Below are 18,485 nucleotides of genomic sequence, written 5' to 3'. Positions count from 1 at the left end.
GAGATCCAGAGGAGATCCACGATGACCCGACCGTTCCGCTTCGGCCTCGGCAAGCTGGCCGTCCCCGACGACGCCGACCACTGGCAGCAGGTCTCCAAGGAGGTCGAGTCCCAGGGCTACGACGTCCTGCTGGTGCCCGACCACCTGGGCCGGACCGCGCCGTTCCCCCCGCTCGTGGCCACGGCGGCCGCCACCGGCCTGCGGGTCGGCACCCTGGTGCTCAACTCCGGCTTCTACCACCCGCCGCTGCTGGCCCGGGAGATCGCCACCGTGGACCGGCTGACCGGCGGCCGGGTGGAGATCGGCCTCGGCACCGGCTACGTGCACGCCGAGTTCGAGGCGCTCGGCCTCGACCCGGGCACACCGAAGGACCGGGTGGACGCGCTGGAGCGCACCGTACGGGAGGTGCGCCGGCTGCTCGCGGATCCGGACCACGTGCCCGCCGCCGTGCAGGAGCAGGTACCACTGCTGATCGCGGGCAACGGCAACCGGGTGCTGCGGCTGGCCGCCGAGCACGGCGACATCGTGGGCTTCATCGGGATGCGCTACGACCCGACCGCGTTCGGCGGGCTGCGGCTCATCCCGCGCGCCGAACTCGCCGAGCGGGTGGCCTACTTCGACCGGGTGGTGGGTGAGCGGGCGGCGCAGGTGGAGAAGAACCTGCTGCTCCAGGCGGTGATCGTGACGGAGGACCGGGACGCCGCGATCCGGCACGTGGCCGCCACCCAGCTGCCGGTGCCGCTGACCGAGCTGGAGCAGACGCCGCTGCTGCTGATCGGCACCGTGCCGCAGATCATCGACCAGGTGAAGGAGCTGCGGGACAGCTTCGGCTTCTCGTACTTCACCGTGATGGACGTCCACCAGGAGGCCTTCGCGCCGGTGGTCGAGGCGCTGGCCGGCACCTGAGGCCGACCGACAATCTGGGTTGTCACCCGCCCGGGCGGTCGACCGAGTCACCGACCGCCCTCCAGGGCGACAACCTAGGTTGTCACCAGTCCGGACGTGGACTCGGCCCGAGGCCAGCGCTTGCGGGCGGCCTGCCGGCTGATCCCCAGCAGCTGGCCGACCTCGCCGAAGGAGGCCCCGGCCGCCAGCGCCTCCCGGGCCAGCCGGTCCACCTCCTCGGCCGCCGCCAGCCGGGCCGACTCGGCGGCGGCCAGCCCGGCCAGCAGCGCGGCGGACCCGCCGTCACCGGGCGCCCCGGCCTCTTCCCCCGACCCGCCCTCCTCGTCCGAACCGCCCACACCGCCCGTACCGCCGTCCAGCAGCGGCCGCAGGCACGGCCCGAGCAGCTCGACCAGCCGCTCGGCCGGGGCCTGGTCCACCTCGGGCACGCGCAGCAGGTAGCGGGTGACCAGCAGGCCGAGCGTCACGGAGCCCACCAGGGTCGCCCGCAGCTCGACCTCGTCGCCGGTCAGCGCGTCCGCCAGGGGGCTGTTCCCGGGGTCGGCGACCGCGCAGCGCACCGCCTCGGCGGCCTGCGGGTGGGTGAGCATCGACCGCAGCACGGGCATGCTGCGGTCCGGCCGGCCGTCGATGTCGGCCAGGACGTGCGCCAGCAGCCGCTCGCCGAGCCGGTCGGCCGGGCCGCCGAGGGCGCCGCCGAAGCTGAGGCCGATCTCCGAGACGGCGTCGAACAGCTGCTCCTTGGAGCCGAAGTGCTTCATCACCAGCGCCGGGTCCACCCCGGCCCGGTGGGCCACGGCGCGCACGGTGGTCTGCTCGTACCCGAGTTCGGAGAACAGCTCCCGGGCGGCCGCCAGGATCGCCTGCCGGCTGCGGCTGCGCCGCTCGCCTCTCCCACCACCGCTGGTCCCGGTCTCTGCCATACCGCCTCCTCGGTCCGTCACACGGCGACACATTCGTTCAACATTTGTTGACCCACTTCGAGCGCGTCCCTACCATGAAGCAGTCTACAAGCGTCGACCGTGGCCCTGCCCTCGACGCTGCCCTGCCCTACGCTCAAGGAGTCGGCCATGACGACCCACGACCAGCCACCCGTGGCCGAGCCACCCACCCCGCCCGACGGGGAGACGCCACCCACCCCGGCGGCTGACTCCACACCCGCGCCCACGCCCGCACCCGCGCCCCGCCGGGCCGGCGCGCTGGCCCTCGCCGTGATCGTCACCTGCCAGCTGATGGTGGCGGTCGACGGCAACATCGTGAACATCGCCCTGCCCCGCATCCAGTCCGGCCTGGGCTTCTCCCCCGACGGCCTGGCCTGGGTGTTCAGCGCCTACTCGCTGGCCTTCGGGGGACTGCTGCTGCTCGGCGGACGGGCCAGCGACGTCCTCGGGCGCCGGCGGATGTTCGTCTGGGGCCTGCTGCTCGTGGTCGCCGCCTCGCTGCTCGGCGGGCTCGCCCCGAACTCCGCGCTGCTGATCGCCGCCCGCGCGGCCCAGGGCGTCGGCTTCGCCTTCGCCGCGCCCGCCGCGCTCTCCCTGATCGCCGTCACCTTCCGGGAGGGCCCGGAGCGCAGCCGGGCGCTCGGGGTGTTCTCCACCGTCGCCGGGCTCGGCATCACCATCGGGCTGATCCTCGGCGGCCTGCTCACCACGCTGTCCTGGCGGCTGGTGTTCTTCGTCAACGTGCCGATCGGCCTGGCCGCCGTGTTCCTGGCCACCCGTCACCTCACCGAGACCGAGAAGCACCCGGCCCGCCCCGACGTCATCGGCGCCCTCACCTCCACCGCCGGCATGACCGCCGTCGTCTACGGGCTGATCAACGCCTCCTCGGCGGGCTGGAGTTCGACCACCACCGTGCTCGCCCTGGTGCTCGGCCTGGTGCTGCTCGGCGCCTTCGCCGTCACCCAGGCGAAGGTCCGGGAACCGCTGATCCCGCTGCGCCTGCTGGCCCAGCGCGCCCGCTCCGGCGCGTACGCGATCTTCCTGCTGCTGTTCGCCGCGATGGGCGGCACCTACTTCCTGCTCTCCCTCTACGTCCAGGACGGCCTGGGCCTGGCCCCGCTGACCGCCGGGCTGGCCTTCCTGCCGATGGCCCTCGCCCAGTTCGCCACCGCCCGCAGCGCCGCCAAGCTGATCCCCAAGTACGGCGCCAAGACGCTGATCGTCACCGGGTCGGCGCTGATGCTCGCCGACAGCCTGTGGCTCGCCGCCACCGGCCCGCACAGCGGCTACCTCACCGGCCTGCTCGGCCCGCTGGTGCTGCTCGGCGCCGGGCTCGGCCTCGGCTTCGTCCCGCTCAACATGACCATCCTGGCCGGCCTCGCGCCCAAGGAGACCGGCGCGGCCTCCGGACTGCTCCAGGCCCTCCAGCAGATCGGCCTCTCGCTCGGCGTCGCCGTGCTCGCCACCCTCTACGGCGGCTCGCTGCACGGCGCCCGGCACCCCGACCGGGCCCAGCTCGCCGACGGCCTGTCCACCGCGGTGGTCGCCGCGGCGGCCTTCAGCGGCGTCGCCGTCCTGATCGGCCTCCTCGTCATCACCCGTCCCAAGGCCACCGCCTGACGGGCCGCGCACCTCCAGGGCGTGCCCGGGGCAGACCCGGGCACGCGTCCACTCCGAAAGGCACGCCCCATGAGCACCCCGCAGCACCTGCACCTGTCCGCCGCCCTGGACGGAGCCGGCTGGCACCCGGCCGCCCGCCACCAACCGGATGCCGCCCCGAGGCCGTTCACCCTGGAGCACTGGGCCGGGCAGGCCCTGAGCGCCGAGGCCGCCCTGCTGGACTTCGTCACCGTCGAGGACCCGCTCTCCCGCGCCCCCGGCCCCGGCGAGGAGCTGGACCGCAGCCTCGGCCACACCCTGCACCGCCTCGACGCGCTGGCCCTGGCCGGCGCCCTCGCCGCCCGGACCGAGCACCTCGGGATCATCCCCACCGTCGTGTTCAACACCGCCCGGCCCGCCCCGATCGCCAAGGCGGTCGCCACCCTGGACCACCTGAGCGCGGGCCGCGCCGGGGTGCGCACCCAGCTCAGCCCCACCAAGCCGATCCCGCTGGAGACCCTCTTCCTGCCCGAGGTCCAGGAACAGCTGCGGAAGAGCTTCGACCGGGCCGCCGAGCTGGTCCGGGTGGTGCGCGCGCTCTGGGACGGCGTCACCGACGAGCAGGCCCTGCACGAGCTGGCCCCCGGCCGGTTCGCCGCCCCCGACGGGATCCCGGGCGAGTGGCTGCTCGACCCCGACCCGTCCACCGCCCCCCGCCCGCCCCAGGGCCACCCGGTGGTGTTCACCCTCGCCCACATCAGCGTCCCGTGGCGGTACGGGGCCCAGGTCGCCGACGTGGTCTCGATCACCCCGCACGCCGTCGAGGACGTGCGCACCGCCGTCGCCGAGATCCGCACCGAACAACAGGCCGTCGGACGAGCCGGGCAGACCGTGCACGTCTTCGCCGACCTGCTGGTCCACCTGGACGCCGCACCGGGCGCGGCCCGGGCCCGGCGCGAACGCCTGGACGCGGCGCTCGGCACCGAGCACACCTCGGACGCCCTCGTCTTCGCGGGCACGCCCGCCGAACTCGCCGACCTGCTCCAGGAATGGCAGCAGGCCGGGCTCACCGGATACCGGCTCCGCCCGGCCACCACCGCCCACGACCTCCCCGCGATCGGCACCGGCCTGGTCCCCGAACTCCAGCGGCGCGGCGCCTACCGCACCGGCTACGCCGAGGACACGCTGCGCGAGCGGCTGGGTCTGGGCACCGCGCCCTGACCGCCCGTCGGCCGGACGGCGGCACGCCGACCCGCGGCGTGCCGCTCGCTCACCGGCACAGCCTTGCCGACGGCCGCCAGCGAGCGTGCCAGCTCGGCCCGGCCCTTGACCCGCAGTTTTCGGTAGGTGTGGGTGAGGTGCTGCTCCACCGTGCTGACGGTGATGAACAACTGCTCGGCGATCTCCCGGTTGGAGTGGCCAGCCACCGCCAACTCCGCCACCCGCCGCTCCGAGGCGCTCAGCCCCGAGCCGTCCTCCTCCGCGACCTGCTCCTTCAACCGGGCCGCCAGCGGGGCCAGGCCCGCCTCCTCGGCCGTCGCCAGGGCCCGCCCCAGCGACTCCCGGCCGGCCGTCCGCTGCCCGGCTTCCAGCTGCGCCTCGGCGGACTCCGCCAGGGCCCCGGCCAGTTCCGCCCGGTCCCCGGACTCCGCCAGCAACTCCACGGCCTGCTGGAGGAGTTCGAGCCGGCGGGCGGGCTCGCAGGCGGCCAGCGCCCGCAGCGACAGCCCCCGGGTGCGCGGCCGGGTGACGCCCGGGTGGTCGAGCTGGGCCAGCGCCAGCGCCCGGGCCTGCTCCGGGCGGCGCAGCGCCAGCAGCGCCCGGGCCGCGTCGGAGCGCCACGGCAGGAAGGAGGGCAGGTCCAGCCCCCAGTCCTCCAGCAGCCGCCCGCAACGGGTGAAGTCCTCCAGGGCCGCGTCCGCCGCCCCCGCCGCCAGCCGGTGCCGGCCGCGGGCGTGCAGGAACTGCGCGCCATAACGGGTGCGGGCCAGCCGCTCCGGCGGCGCGGGCAGCCGCAGCTCCGCCTCCGACGCCCCGCCGAGCGCGGCGGAGGACAGCAGCAGCACCGCCAGCGGCACGCCCAGCCAGACGCCCCAGCCGCCCGGGGGCAGCAGCGCCAGCGCCCGCCGGGCGTACCGCTCGGCCGCCCGGACCTCGCCCAGCCGCAGGACGATCTCCGCCAGGGTGGCCGTCAGCAGCGCCTGCCACACCGGGATCCGCCGCTGCACCGCCTCTCGCAGCAGGCCGGTGCACCAGGGCTCCGCCAGGTCGGCCCGGTCCGCGTAGAGCAGCACGTACAGCGCGGACTGCAGCGCACCGTACGTCGCGTCCTCCAACGGCGTGGTGCGCAGCACCAGTTCGGCGGTGCGCAGGTCCTCCGGGGTGCCGCCGGTGTGCAGCACCCGGGGCAGGGCCAGCACGGAGCGCTGCTGCGGCTGGCCGAGGGGCAGGCCGGGCGGCGGCGCGGGACGGCCGGGCGGCACCAGGTGGGGGGCCATCGCCCGCAGGTGCTCCAGGGCGCGGGTCAGCTCGTCGCGCTGTGCGGGGTCGGTCGGGTCCGGGCCGGTGAGGGCCCGGGAGATCTCCGCCTCGGTGCCGTGCCACTGCAGCGTCCGCAGCAGTCCGGTGCGGTGCTGTTCGGTCAGCTCGGCGGGGGCGGCGGCCAGCGGGCGGACCAGCCGGTAGGCGGCCTGCGGGTCGGTGCGGAACCGTACGACGGCGCGTTGCAGGGCCAGCTCGGCGTCGCCGGGCGCGGCTGCGGTGGCCAGCGCCAGGCAGGACTCGGCGAAGGCGTGGTCGTCGGCGCGCAGCGCGGCCCGGGCGGCGTCCAGCAGCACCGGCCGGGCCCACGGCTCGGTGGCCTCGCCGGCCGCCAGCAGGTGCGCGGCGACCTGCTCCGGGGCGCCGCCGGATTCGTAGACCAGCCGGGCGGCCCGCAGCTGCCGGGCCGCGCGCTCCTGCTCCGGTAATCCGTCGAGTACGGCCCGGGCGGCCGCCGTGCCGCGCAGCCGGCCGTCGACGACCAGTCCGCCCGCGGTCAGGGCGGCCAGCGCGTCCCGGGCCGGGCGGCCCAGCAGCTGGGGCAGCAGGGCGGTGGAGCCGGACTCGGCCAGCACGGCCAGCGCCCGGGCCGGCTCGACCGCCGCGGCCCCCGCCCGGCTCAGGCAGGCCCGGACGGCCAGCGCGTACGCCGGGCCGGGCACCGGCTCCGCGGCCGGGCCGTCGCCCGCGCAGTCCTCGGCGAGGGCGCGCAGCAGCAGCGGGTTGCCGCCGGTCAGCCGGTACCAGGCGGGGAGCCGGGTGGCGGGGGCGCCCAGCAGGCCGGCCAGCAGCTGCCCGGTGCCGTGCTCGGTGAGGCGGTCGACCCGCAGCCGGGTGAAGTGCGGCAGGCGCAGCAGGGCGGTGCGCCAGTCGCGGTCGGTGCCCGGGTCGGTCGGCGGGTCGGGCTCGGTGACGACCAGCAGGACGGGGGCGGTCGGGGCGCAGGTGGCCAGGTGGAGCAGGGTCTGCCGGGAGGCCGGGTCGGCGTGCTGGAGGTCGTCGACGGCGAGCACCAGCGGGGTGCGGGCGGCCAGCTCGTGCAGCAGCAGCCACAGGTCCTGGTCCACCCGCGCGGGGACCCGTCCGGTCGCCGGCAGGTCCTCCGCGCACGGTTCGGCGGTGTCGGCCGCCCCGAGCAGGGCCAGTGCCGCCGTCCGCACGGCGCGCGGCAGTGCGGGCCGGCGCAGCAGCTGGTCCAGCACGCCGAAGCGCACGTCGCGCTCCGAGCAGCGGGCGGTCGCGGTGAGGAGGGTCGCGCCGCGGGCCTCGGCCACCGTGCCGAAGGCCCGTAGCAGTTCGGTCTTGCCGCAGGCGGCCGGGCCGGAGAGGGCGAGCGTTCCGCCGCTTCCGTCCAGGCAGTCGTCCAGCAGGCTTGCGAAGCGGTCCAGTTGTGTGTCGCGTTCGACAGGATTCACGAATGCTCCCCGTTGTGCCGGCCGGGGCGGGCCGCGCTCGGCCCGGCCGCCCCGGTGGTGTTCCGCGCTGTTCGCGCGGTTCCACGCTGTTCCGCGCTGTTCCCCCGTCCGCCCGGACCGCGTCGTCCGCCACGGGCGCCCGCTCAGCCGACCCGGCTCCCGCCCGTCACCGACCGCAACAGGCTTCTGGTGTAGGGGTGTTCGGGGTGGTCGAACACCTCGTCCACCCCGCCGGACTCCACCAGCTCACCGTCCTTCATCACGATCAGCCGGTCGCTCAGGTGGTGCACCACCCCCAGGTCGTGCGAGACGAACAGCAGGGCCAGGCCCAACTCCCGCTGCAACGACACCAGCAGGTCCAGCACCTGGGCCTGGACCGACACGTCCAGCGCCGACACCGGTTCGTCGCAGACCAGCAGACGGGGTCCGGTGGCCAGCGCCCGGGCGATCGCCACCCGCTGGCGCTGCCCGCCGGACAGCTGGGCCGGGCGGCTGCGCAGCAGCACCGACGGCAGCCCGACCTGGTCCAGCAGCTCGGCGGCCCGCGCATCCCGGGCGGCGCCGCCCGCCACCCCGGTGACGGCCAGTGCCTCCCCGACGATCCGGCGCACGTCGTGGCGCGGGTCGAAGGAGCTCAGCGGGTCCTGCTGCACCAGTTGCAGCAGTCCCCGGCGGGGGCGGCGGTGCCGCTCCGCCAGGCCGCTCCAGGGCTCCCCGGCGAAACGGACCGTGCCGGCGTCCGGTTCGAGCAGACCGAGCACGATCCGCGCCACCGTGGTCTTCCCGGAGCCGGACTCGCCGACCAGCCCCAGCGTCTCGCCCGCCGCCACCGTGAACGACACGTCCCGCACCACCCGGTGGGCGGTGCCGTCGGGGGCCCGGTAGGTCTTGGAGACTCCCGCCACCTCCAGCAGCACCTGTCCGTCCGCGGAGTGCCGCGCCGGGCTCGTACGGGCGGCGCGCGGACGGGCCTCGGCACCGGGCAGCGGACGGTCCGGGTACCAGCAGCGGACGGTGTGGCCGGCCGACGCCTCCAGGTCGGCCGAGGACTCCAGGTCGGCCGAGGACTCCAGGTCGGCCGAGGACTCCAGGGCCTCGGGCAGGGCCCGGCGGCAGCGGTCGTCGGCGAGCGCGCAGCGGGCCGCGTACGGGCAGCCCTCCGGCCCGGCGGCCGGGCGCGGCGGCTGCGGCACCGACAGCGGCAGGCCCTTGCCGGCCCGGCTGGGCACCGCCGCGAGCAGCGCCCTGGTGTACGGGTGCCGCGGGTCGCCGAGCACCTGCCCGGCCGTGCCCTGCTCGACCACCACGCCCGCGTACATCACCGCCACCCGGTGCGCCAGCCGTTCGACCACCGACAGGTCGTGGCTGATCAGCAGCAGTGCCGTGCCCCGGTCGACCAGGTCGCCCAGCAGGTCCAGCACCTGCGTCTGGACGGTGGCGTCCAGCGCGGTGGTCGGCTCGTCGGCGATCAGCAGTTCCGGGCCGGCCGCCAGCGCCGAGGCGATCAGCGCGCGCTGGCGCAGTCCCCCGGACAGCTGGTGCGGGTACTGCCGGGCCCGGCGGGGCGGCTCCGGGACGCCGACGTCCGCGAGCAGCTCCAGCACCCGCTCACCGGTGTGGGCCCGGTCGACCGTCCGGTGGGTGCGCAGGGCCTCGCCGATCTCGGCGCCGACGGTGCGCAGCGGGTCGAGCGAGACCAGCGCGTCCTGGAGGACCAGGCCGATCCGGCGGCCGCGGACCCGCTGCCACTGCCGCTCGCTCAGGGCGCCGAGGTCGAGGCCGTCGAACTCCAGCCGCCGCGCCCGGACCCGGGAGTGCCGGCCGGTCAGGCCGACCAGGGTCCGCGCGGTGACGCTCTTGCCGGAGCCGGACTCGCCGACCAGGGCGAGGCATTCACCGCGCCGCAGGCTGAGCGAGACGTCGCGGACCACGCCGCGGCCCGTCCCGAAGGCGACCTGGAGGCCGTCGACGGCGAGCAGCGGGGCGAGCGGGTTGCCGGTCACGGTGACCTCCGGGTGAATCGCTGCTGGAGGTGGCGGCCGACGACGGTGACGGCGGCCACGGTGACGGTGACGGCCGCGCCCGGGAACACCCCGAGCCACCAGGCGGTGGCCAGGAAGCCGCGGCCCTCGGAGAGCATCGCCCCCCACTCGGGCGACGGCGGGCGCGGGCCCAGGCCGAGGAAGCTCAGTCCGGACGCGGCGATCAGCGCGGTGCCGAAGCCCACGGCGGCCAGGGTCAGCAGCGGTGCCAGCGAGTTGGGCAGGACGTGGCGCAGGACCAGCGAGCGGCGCGGCACGCCGAGCGTGACCGCCGCCTCGACGTAGCCGGAGCGGCGCACCAGCAGGGCTTCGGAGCGCACCATCCGCCCGTAGCCGGGCACCAGGGCGATCCCGATGGCGAGCACCAGGTTCCCGGTGCCGGTGCCCAGGACGGCGATCACCAGCAGCGCGAGCAGGGTCGCGGGCAGGGCCAGCAGGACGTCGGCGGCGCGCATCAGCAGCCGGTCGGCGAACCGGCCGCCGAGGGCGGCGGCCAGACCGACCACCGCGCCGCCGGTCACCGCGACGGCTGTCGAGCCGAAGCCGAGCGCCAGGGCCGGTCCGGCGCCGTGCGCCAGCCGGGAGAAGACGTCCCGGCCGAGCTGGTCGGTGCCCAGGGGGTGGGCCGCGCCCGGGGGTCGCAGGGCGTTCAGCGGGTCGGTCGCGGTCGGCGACAGGTCGGTGAACAGGCCGGGGAACAGCCCGGCCAGCACGATCAGCAGCAGCACCGCGCCGGCGGCCAGCACCACCGGGGGCGGCAGCCGGGCCAGCCCGCGGGCCAGGGCCGGGGGGACGAGGGGCGGGGACGCGAGGGACACCTGGTCACCTGCTCCCGAGTCGGGGGTCGAGCACGCCGTAGAGCAGGTCGACGGCCGTCGAGATCACCACGAACACCAGTGCCGACAGCAGCACCACGCCGATCACCACCGGCACGTCCCGGCTGTTGACCGCGGCCAGCACCAGCGAGCCGACCCCGGGACGGCCGAACACGGACTCCACCAGCACCGTCCCGCCGAGCAGCGAGCCGGTCAGCCAGCCGGTCAACGTCACCAGCGGCACCGCCGAGTGCCGTAGCGCGTGCCGCACCACCAGGCCGGAGCGGCCGAGGCCGCGGGCGCGCGCCGTCACCGCGAACGGCTGGCCGAGCGCCGCCTCCAGTCCCTCCCGCAGGACCTGCGCCAGGGTCCCCGCCAGCGGCAGCGCCAGGGTGACGGCGGGCAGCACCAGCGCGGCGAAGCCGTCCGCGCCCGCCACCGGGAACAGCCGCAGGTGGAACGAGAACACCGTGAGCAGCACCAGGCCCAGCCAGTAGGAGGGGGTGGAGACCGCCACCAGCTCCCAGAGGCCGGACAGGGCCCGCACCGCGGCCGGCCGCCCGGCCGTCGCGACCGCCGAGAGGACGGCCACGAGCAGCGCCAGCAGCACGGCGGCCAGGGCGAGTTGGACGGTCGGTCCGAGCTGTTCGGTGATCAGTCCGGACACCGGGCGCTGGAGCTGGTAGGACTGCCCGAGGTCCGCCCGGAGCAGCCCGCCCAGGTAGTGGAGGTACTGCACCGCCACCGGCTGGTCGTAGCCGAGCTGGTGGCGGATCGCCTCGCGCACCTCGGGCGGGGTGGTGGTGGCCGGGCCGAGCAGGGTGGCGACGGGGTCGCCCGGGATCAGTTGCAGCGCCCCGAAGGCGAGGGTGGCCGCACCGAACATCACCGCCACCGCCCCGATCAGGCGCCGCAGCCCGGCCCGGAGCAGGGCCGGGACGCGGCGCGACGGCGGTGCGGGCACCGGCACCTCGAACCCGGCCTCCCCAGTCACCCACGCCACCGGCGGCGCCGGTCGCGTCGTCACGGAGTCCGCCAGGCGTCGTAGAAGTCCAGCCAGGTGTCGGAGTCGAAGGCGAGTCCTCCGACCTTCGCGGAGACGCCGGTCAGGGCGAACGGCGTGTACACCGGGACGACCACGGCCAGGTCGATCGCCCGCTGCTGCACCTTCGCGTAGACCTGCTGCCGTTCGGCGGTGTCCAGCGTCGCCCGGCCGCGGTCGGTGAGCTCGTCGAGCTGCGGGTCGGGCAGGAAGGTCGCGTTGATGCCGCCCTTGGCGGGCGCGCTGGCCGAGTTGAGGAACTGCCAGAGCACGTCCGGCTCGAACCGGGCCCAGGACAGGTCGACGATGTCCGCCTTGCCGCCGTACACCAGGGTCGAGTACGCGCCGACGTCCAGCGAGGGGCGGACGACCTCCACGCCGATCTTCTTCAGGTCGGCCTGGATCGCCTGGCCGAGGATGTCCCGGCCCTGCTGGGTGGCGTTGGCCGACAGCTGCGGCCACTGCAGGGTCAGCCGGCGGCCGTTCGCGGTCCGGTAGCCGTCGGCGTCGCGGCCGGTCCAACCGGCCTCGTCCAGCAGCCGGTTGGCGAGCGCGGGGTCGTACGGCCAGGCGTTCTCCAGCGACTTGTCGTAGCCCGGGGTGATCGCGGAGATCGGGCTCCAGGCCCGGGGGAACTGCCCGAACTGCACGGTCTTCACGTCCAGGTCGAGGTCGATGCCGCGCTGGACGGCCTGGCGCACCCGCTGGTCGTCCAGCGGCGCCAGCGAGCCGTTCAGCCACAGGTTGTAGTTGCCGCCCGGCTGCGCCCGGGTCAGCAGCTTCAGCGCCGGGGTGGCCTTGACCGCGGCCGCGTCCTGCGGCGGCACCGCCTTGGCCACCTGCACCTGGCCGCTGTTCAGCGCGCCCACCCGTACCGAGGCGTCCGGCAGGAAGCGCACCACGATCCGGTCCAGGTGGGCCGGGCCGGTGTGGGCCGCCGTCCCGGGGCCCCAGCGGTAGTCGGGGTTCTTCTCGAACACCGCCTGCTGGCCCTTGCTGTAGCTGACGAACCGGAACGGCCCCGTCCCCACGTCCACCGGCCCGCCCTGGCCGAGCTTGGCGGCGTCCGAGGCCAGCGCCTTGGGCGAGTAGAAGCCGAGGTAGCTGGTGCTGGCCGCCTGGAGGAACGGCGCCGAGGGCGTGCCGAAGTCCACCCGCACGGTGGACGGGTCCAGCACCGTGGTCCCGGTGTAGGAACCGAGCAGACTCGCCGCGAACTGCGATTTGGTGTCCTTCGCCACGATGTGGTCGAAATTCGCCTTCACCGCCGATCCGTCGAACGGCGTCCCGTCCTGGAACTTCACGTCCTGGCGCAGGTGGAAGGTGAAGCTCCGCAAATCCGGGGCCACTTCCCAGGAGCTCGCCAGCCAGGGGTGGAACTTCCCTTCGGCGTCCTCGGCGACCAAGGAGTCCAGCACCTGCCGCTGCAATTCCGCGGTGAGGTCCTGGGTCGACACGTGCGGGTCCCAGGACACCGGCTCGGTGTCGACGGCATAGGTCACGGTGCCGCCCGCCACCGGTTCGCCCCCGGCCGCGGCACCGCCGCCGCCCTGGCCGGAGCAACCGGCCAGCACCAGCGGCGCGAGCACGGCGGACACGACGACCCGGGCCGTCACGGGTCTGAATATGCGCATGAGTTCCTTTTTCCCGAAGCTGTTTCTGTTTCCGCGTGTTGCGATTTCATGTCATCGCCGTGCGCGACCCGGCAACGCCTTTTGTCGGCGAGTCATCAATGAATTCCGGGTACTGCGAACCCCCCTGTCGAGTTCGCCGCGCTGTTAGGCTCGAACGATGACGAGAACACTGGACATCGCCGCACTGCGCAGCATGGTCGCCATCGCCGAGAACGGCGGATTCCACCGCGCCGCGGGGGCGCTGAGGATCTCCCAGTCCGCCGTCAGCCAGCACGTCCGGCGCCTGGAGCGGATCATCGGCCGACCGCTGCTGGAGCGCCACGGCCGCGGCATGCGGTTCACCAGCGACGGCGAGGCCGCGCTCACCGAGGCCCGCCGGGTGCTCGCCGCGCACGACGAGGCGCTCGCCCGGCTCGGTCTCGCCGAGACCGGCCGCCCGGGCTACCTGATCGGCTCCACCGAACACGCCGCCGAGGGCCTGCTGCCGGTGATCAGCCGTTCGGTGCGCGCCGAGTTCCCCGGTCACGCCGTCCGCTTCCGGCTCGACCGCAGCGGCCCGCTGCACGAGGCGATCGACCGCGGCACGGTGGACGCCGCCGTGTTCATCGGCGACCCCGGCCACCCGCGCAGCGTCCGGGCCGGCGAGGTGCGGCTGTCCTGGTTCGCCGCACCGGACTGGCGGACGCCCGACCCGGCCGCGCCGGTCCCGCTGGTCGCGCTGGACGGCCCCTGCGTGCTGCGCGAGCGCGCGCTCGCCGCGCTGGACGGCGAGGGCCGCACCGTCACCGTGATCGCCGAGGCCGCCCAGTTCACCGGGGTGCTCAGCGCGGTGCGCGCGGGGCTCGGCATCGCGCTGTTCGCCGACCACGGGCCGCTGCCGGCCGGACTGGTCCGGGTCCGCGACCTGCCCGCGGTGCCCCCGGAGCGGCTCTACCTGCGCCACCGCCCGGGCGCACCCGAGGAGTTGACCCGGGCGCTGCACGCGGCCCTGGGCGCCCTGAGCCGGCCCGGCCACCCGGAGCCGGCCGCCCCGTAGTTCGCCGCGCCGGGCGGGCCCGGGCCCGGGGATCATCCGAACTGCCGGATGTAGTCGTTCAGTCTGGCCGTGCCGATGCCGAGCAGCGCCGCGTCCTCCTGCGGCGCGTGCACCCCCGCGGCCTGCACGTCCCGGAAGATCCGCTCCAGCGGGTTGTCCTGGGACAGCGCCGCGCTGCCCAGCAGGCGCACCGCCGTCTCCACCGCCGCGGTCAGGTTGCGGATCACCGCGACCTTCGCCGCCAGGGCCTCGTTCGCCGAGACCACCTCGCCGCGGTCCAGCCGGGCCGCGACCCCGAACACCAACTGCTCGGCGGTGGACAGCAGGACCTCGATCTCGCCGGCCGCGTGCCGGAACCGCTCGCCCGCGGCGATCGGCCGGCCCAGGTGGACGGGCACCTTGGTGACGCCGGTGTGGTGGACGAAGTCCTGGGCCGCCCGCGCCGCACCGAGGTAGAGCGCGGCGGAGATCAGCAGGACGGAGTTGGCGTACTCCTGGTCCGGCTCCGGGCCGGGCCCCGTGGCCGCCCGCCGCCCGAGGTCGTCGAAGCGGATCAGCTCGTCCGCACCGACCTCGACGTCAGTGAACACCACCTCGTGGCTGACCGTGGCCCGCATGCCCAACTGCCGCCAGGTGGGCAGGATCTCGATGCCGGGCGAGCCGCCCGGCACCAGGAACACGGCCGGCGACGGCACCGGCTCGTCGGTCGTCGCCCAGAGCAGGTAGTAGCTCAGCCCCTCGGCGCCGGTCACGAACCGCTTCCGGCCGGTGATCGCCCACCCGGTGGCGGTCCGCCGGGCCAGCGTGCCGCCGCCCCGGCCGGTGTCGGGCTCCGCCCGGGCGTGGTTCAGCAGGGTCGGGCGCTGCGCCGACTCGGCCAGGATCCGCCGGTACACGGCCTCGGGCCAGGGCCGGCCGCTCTCCAGCGCGTGCGGCACCAGCGTCATGGTGGCGATCAGCGCCACCGAGGTGTCGCCCCGGCCGAGGGCCAGCAGGATGCGCGCCAGATCGGCGAAGCTCACCCCGGGACCGCCCCACTTCCGGCCCACGGTCGCGGTCAACAGACCGGCGTCGTGCAGGAGTTGGATCGCCGCATGCGGGAACTCGCCGGTCCGGTCGTACTCGGCGGCGGTCTTCGCGAGTGCCGCGGTGATCTCGTCCAGGCGGTCGAGGTCGGGCCGCGGCAGCCGGAATCCGGCCTCGGCGGGCACGGCTTCAGCGGGCACAACCTCGACGGGCGCGGCTTCGGGGCTGAGGGGGCTGGTCATGACGATTCCTTGGGATCGGGGCCGGCCGACCCGTCGGCTCCGCGGCGCGTCGACCGGACGGCGGGTCGGCTCGGCGGCGGGCTTCGCGGGTGCCGCGGCTGCGACGGGACGTCGGCTCGGCACGCGGATCGACCCACGCCCGCACGGGCTGGCGCGGGCTCAGTGGGGCCGCTGGTCGGCTGGTGACACGGGCAGGGTCGGACCGGGCGGTTGAGCACCGGAACGGAGGAGGGCGGCCGGGGCGCCGCGGGCGTCGGCTCAGCGACAGCCGGACGAGCCCATCAGGCCGAAGTCGACGATGCGACGGCTGGTCAGCAACGGCATCGGCGCCGGGGACAGGCGCGGGCAAGCGAGGAGCGCGGCCGCGTCCCGGCCGCCTCGCTTCGTACTCGCGTTCCCCACCATGGAGACGAGCATGCAGCGTCCGGATGCCGCCCGTCCACACCCGATCTGCGATCGGAACCGATCGCGATCGCTTATCGAAGCGGCGAATCGGTCGCCCCCGGTCCCGCTGCGCGGACTCTTGCCGTGACATATAACCTGTGACATTGTTCTGACCCTGAATCCGGTGACAGGTCACACGTCAATTCCCCCTCCGCCTCCTGACTGGCGCCACGTCACCTCCCCCACCTCAGGACAAGGACACCGCAGTGCGTCTGCGCCAATCCCTTCCGCTCCTGGTGGCCGCCGCCCTCGCCGGCCCGGCCGCCCTCCTCCCCACCCCCGCCCTCGCCGCCTCCACGGCGACCGTCGCGGCCCCCGCGCCTGCCGCGACGGCCTCCACCGCGAAGGCCCCGGCCGCGCCGAAGCCGTTCGGCGCCGAGATCGCCGCCCCCAACTCCTCCGAGGAACTGGGCCGCACGGCCGCGCCGCTTCCCGCGGAGCTGCTCGGCCAGGCGCTCCAGCCGACCGGGACGGCCGTCCAGACCACCCCGCACCCGAAGTCCCCCGCCTCGGCCAAGCACGCGCTGACCGCCCAGGCGCCCGCCGCGGCCGGCTGCGCGCCCTCCGACTTCGGCAGCCGCAGCGGCGCCGACCTGGCCTCCTTCGTCCAGGCCGCAACCACGGACTGCGTCAAGACGCTGTTCAACGTCACCGGCACCGACGCGGCCAACGTCTTCAAGCAGTCGCAGATGCTCGCCGTCGCCAAGGCCTTCCAGGCCCAGGCCGGGAGCTACAACGGCGACAACTCCGCCAACCTGCTGCAGCTGGTGCTCTTCCTGCGCGCCGGCTACTACGTGCAGTCCAACAACGCGAGCACCGTGGGCCCGTACGACGCCACGCTCACCGCCGCCGTCAAGTCAGGCCTCGACGCCTTCTTCGCCACCGCGCACCGGACGGACGTCAGCGACGCCAACGGCGCCGTGCTCAGCGAGGTGCTGATCCTCACCGACAGCGCCGAGCTCCAGGCCCAGTACCTGAACGTCTACCAGCAGATCCTGAAGAGCTACGGCAACGGCTACAACGCGTTCCCGAAGATGGTCAACGCCGTCAACTCCGTGCTCTGGGCGCCGCTGTGGCGGGCGAACTGGAACCCGGCCTACGTCAGCGCCGTCACCGCCGACCCGAGCGTGGTCACCACCCTGGCGAACTTCACGCAGGCCCACAAGGACCTGCTCACCACCCCCAACGCCTTCCTCACCGTCAACGCGGGCAACGACCTGGCCCGCGCCGCCGGCGACGGCGCCGCCGTCGAGGCCGTCGCCAAGCCGCTGATCAAGCAGGTGCTCGACAGCACCCCGATCTCCGGCGCCGTCGGCAAGCTGTACGTCTACACCGCGTACAACGCCAACCAGTTCGACAACGCCCAGTGCTCCTACTACGGCACCTGCGACCTGTCCGGCAAGCTCACCGCCGCCGTCCTGCCCAACACCCTGGTCTGCGACAACCGCACCATACGCACCGAGGACCTCACCCCCGCGGAGCTGGCCACCGTCTGCGCGAGCCTGCGCGGCGAGGACACCTTCTTCCACAACATGGTCAAGGACCCCGGCGCGATCCCCGGCCAGTACGGCAAGACCATCACCCTCGCCGTCTTCGCCAACCGGGACGACTACCTCACCTACTCCTGGGCGATCTACAACAACTCCACCGACAACGGCGGCCAGACCGTCATGGACGTCACCGACCCCAACAACAAGCCCGTGTCGGTGATGTACAAGAAGTCCTACGACGACGGCTTCCCGGCCAACGTGTGGAACCTCAACCACGAGTACACCCACTACCTCGACAACATCTACGACATGAAGGGCAACTTCAGCACCGAGATCTCCGTCCCGGACATCTGGTGGATCGAGGGCGTCGCCGAGTACGAGTCCTACAGCTACCGCGGCACCACCGACACCCAGGCGATGGCCGAGGCCGCCACGCACCGGTACAAGCTCAGCACCGTCTTCCAGAACACCTACGCCAACTCGGACACGGTGCGCACCTACCCGTGGGGCTACCTGGCCGTGCGGTACATGCTCGAGAAGCACCCCGCCGACGTCCAGAACATGCTCGGCCACTTCCGCACCGGTGACTACCAGGGCGGCTACGCGGTCTACAACGGCCTCGGCACCTCCTACGACGCCGACTTCGACACCTGGCTGAACGCCTGCGCGGCCGGCGCCTGCTACGCCGACGGCCCCACCGCCCTGTTCACCCAGGCCGTCAACGGCGGCACCGTCACCCTCACCGACAAGTCCGTGGAGACCAACTCCCAGGCCTCGCTGGCCTCCTGGCACTGGACCTTCGGTGACGGCAGCAGCTCCGACGAGCGGAACCCGGTGCACACCTACGCCGCCGCCGGCACCTACACCGTCGCCCTGACCGTCACGGACAGCGCCGGCAAGACCGCCGCCACCCCGGCCTCGGTCACCGTCACCACCGGCGGCAGCGCCACCCTGCCGACCTGCACCGACCCGCGCACCGACGCGCTCGGCCAGAACTGCTCCCGGCCGGACCAGGCCCGCACCGCCGGCAGCCTGGACTACTTCTACGTCTACCTGCCGGCCGGCACCAGCACCCTGAAGGTCTCCACCTCCGGCGGCACCGGCAACGCGGCGCTCTACTACAACGCCGACACCTGGGCCTCCCCCAGCGCCTTCACCGCCTCCTCCACCAACCCCGGCACCACCCAGACGCTCACCGTCACCAACCCGGCGGCCGGCTACCGGTACGTCAGCCTGTACGCCACCACCGACTTCGCCGGAGTGACCGTCAGCACCCAGTTCTGACAGTCCACTTGAGCGAACGGCCGAGCGG

Annotated in this window: 12 protein-coding genes; 5 read left to right on the top strand and 7 right to left on the bottom strand. The window is 74.5% G+C overall.

All coding sequences use genetic code 11. The annotated features are described in order from the left end of the window. The first annotated feature begins 21 nt into the window (after window positions 1-21). On the top strand, window positions 22-906 hold the full coding sequence (locus tag ACFVXG_RS27300; RefSeq protein ID WP_387931075.1) for a TIGR03621 family F420-dependent LLM class oxidoreductase: 885 nt from the start codon (window positions 22-24) through the stop codon (window positions 904-906). 74 nt (window positions 907-980) lie between these two features. Here the strand turns inward: ACFVXG_RS27300 and ACFVXG_RS27295 are convergent, their stop codons facing one another. Next, a complete protein-coding gene (locus ACFVXG_RS27295; protein WP_387931074.1) occupies window positions 981-1,829 on the bottom strand; it encodes a TetR family transcriptional regulator in 849 nt (282 codons plus the stop codon). A 147-nt stretch (window positions 1,830-1,976) separates the two neighbouring features. Here ACFVXG_RS27295 and ACFVXG_RS27290 point away from each other — a divergent pair, with 147 nt between their 5' ends. Together ACFVXG_RS27290 and ACFVXG_RS27285 are read left to right on the top strand one after the other, a co-directional pair. Continuing rightward, window positions 1,977-3,467: an MFS transporter gene (locus ACFVXG_RS27290; protein WP_387931073.1), complete on the top strand. Its 1,491-nt coding sequence runs from the start codon at window positions 1,977-1,979 to the stop codon at window positions 3,465-3,467. Window positions 3,468-3,536: 69 nt separating this feature from the next. After that, a complete protein-coding gene (locus tag ACFVXG_RS27285) occupies window positions 3,537-4,667 on the top strand; it encodes an LLM class flavin-dependent oxidoreductase (protein WP_387931072.1) in 1,131 nt (376 codons plus the stop codon). Here the strand turns inward: ACFVXG_RS27285 and ACFVXG_RS27280 are convergent. The 5 genes from ACFVXG_RS27280 to ACFVXG_RS27260 all read right to left on the bottom strand — a co-directional run bounded on the left by ACFVXG_RS27280 (window position 4,616) and on the right by ACFVXG_RS27260 (window position 12,935). After that, complete coding sequence (locus ACFVXG_RS27280) at window positions 4,616-7,402, bottom strand: AAA family ATPase (protein ID WP_387931071.1); 2,787 nt, start codon at window positions 7,400-7,402, stop codon at window positions 4,616-4,618. The genes ACFVXG_RS27285 and ACFVXG_RS27280 overlap by 52 nt on opposite strands. Before the next feature lie 143 nt (window positions 7,403-7,545). Further along, window positions 7,546-9,405 (bottom strand): dipeptide ABC transporter ATP-binding protein, encoded by a 1,860-nt coding sequence (locus ACFVXG_RS27275; protein WP_387931070.1) that lies wholly within the window; start codon window positions 9,403-9,405, stop codon window positions 7,546-7,548. Further along, window positions 9,402-10,262 (bottom strand): ABC transporter permease, encoded by an 861-nt coding sequence (locus ACFVXG_RS27270; protein ID WP_387931069.1) that lies wholly within the window; start codon window positions 10,260-10,262, stop codon window positions 9,402-9,404. Before ACFVXG_RS27270 ends, ACFVXG_RS27275 begins: the two co-directional genes overlap by 4 nt. A gap of 4 nt (window positions 10,263-10,266) precedes the next feature. Next, window positions 10,267-11,253, bottom strand: a complete 987-nt coding sequence (locus ACFVXG_RS27265; protein ID WP_387931068.1) for an ABC transporter permease — start codon at window positions 11,251-11,253, stop codon at window positions 10,267-10,269. A gap of 29 nt (window positions 11,254-11,282) precedes the next feature. Then, entirely contained in the window at window positions 11,283-12,935 is a 1,653-nt protein-coding gene (locus ACFVXG_RS27260; RefSeq protein WP_387931067.1) for an ABC transporter substrate-binding protein, read from the bottom strand. Window positions 12,936-13,092: 157 nt separating this feature from the next. Here ACFVXG_RS27260 and ACFVXG_RS27255 point away from each other — a divergent pair, with 157 nt between their 5' ends. After that, window positions 13,093-13,971, top strand: coding sequence for a LysR substrate-binding domain-containing protein (locus tag ACFVXG_RS27255; protein ID WP_387931066.1), 879 nt, complete (start codon window positions 13,093-13,095; stop codon window positions 13,969-13,971). 32 nt (window positions 13,972-14,003) lie between these two features. Here the strand turns inward: ACFVXG_RS27255 and ACFVXG_RS27250 are convergent, their stop codons facing one another. Beyond that, window positions 14,004-15,239 carry an acyl-CoA dehydrogenase family protein gene (locus ACFVXG_RS27250; protein WP_387931065.1) on the bottom strand — a complete coding sequence of 412 codons (1,236 nt, stop codon included), beginning with the start codon at window positions 15,237-15,239 and terminating at the stop codon, window positions 14,004-14,006. Between the two features lie 650 nt (window positions 15,240-15,889). On the opposite strand from ACFVXG_RS27250, the gene ACFVXG_RS27245 reads away from it, so the two are divergent. Beyond that, on the top strand, window positions 15,890-18,457 hold the full coding sequence (locus ACFVXG_RS27245) for a collagenase (protein ID WP_387931064.1): 2,568 nt from the start codon (window positions 15,890-15,892) through the stop codon (window positions 18,455-18,457). Window positions 18,458-18,485 lie beyond the last annotated feature (28 nt).

This window comes from Kitasatospora sp. NPDC058162, from assembly GCF_042884005.1.
Classification (GTDB): domain Bacteria; phylum Actinomycetota; class Actinomycetes; order Streptomycetales; family Streptomycetaceae; genus Kitasatospora.
The sequence above is the reverse complement of the archived record's forward strand: the minus strand, read 5'-3'. Positions and strand labels throughout refer to the sequence as shown.

Excerpts from the sequence above, each read along its gene's own strand:
- ACFVXG_RS27300 (WP_387931075.1), top strand. The coding sequence starts at position 22 with ATGACCCGACCGTTCCGCTTCGGCCTCGGCAAGCTGGCCGTCCCCGAC.
- ACFVXG_RS27295 (WP_387931074.1), bottom strand. The coding sequence starts at position 1,829 with ATGGCAGAGACCGGGACCAGCGGTGGTGGGAGAGGCGAGCGGCGCAGC.
- ACFVXG_RS27290 (WP_387931073.1), top strand. The coding sequence starts at position 1,977 with ATGACGACCCACGACCAGCCACCCGTGGCCGAGCCACCCACCCCGCCC.
- ACFVXG_RS27285 (WP_387931072.1), top strand. The coding sequence starts at position 3,537 with ATGAGCACCCCGCAGCACCTGCACCTGTCCGCCGCCCTGGACGGAGCC.
- ACFVXG_RS27260 (WP_387931067.1), bottom strand. The coding sequence starts at position 12,935 with ATGCGCATATTCAGACCCGTGACGGCCCGGGTCGTCGTGTCCGCCGTG.
- ACFVXG_RS27255 (WP_387931066.1), top strand. The coding sequence starts at position 13,093 with ATGACGAGAACACTGGACATCGCCGCACTGCGCAGCATGGTCGCCATC.
- ACFVXG_RS27250 (WP_387931065.1), bottom strand. The coding sequence starts at position 15,239 with ATGACCAGCCCCCTCAGCCCCGAAGCCGCGCCCGTCGAGGTTGTGCCC.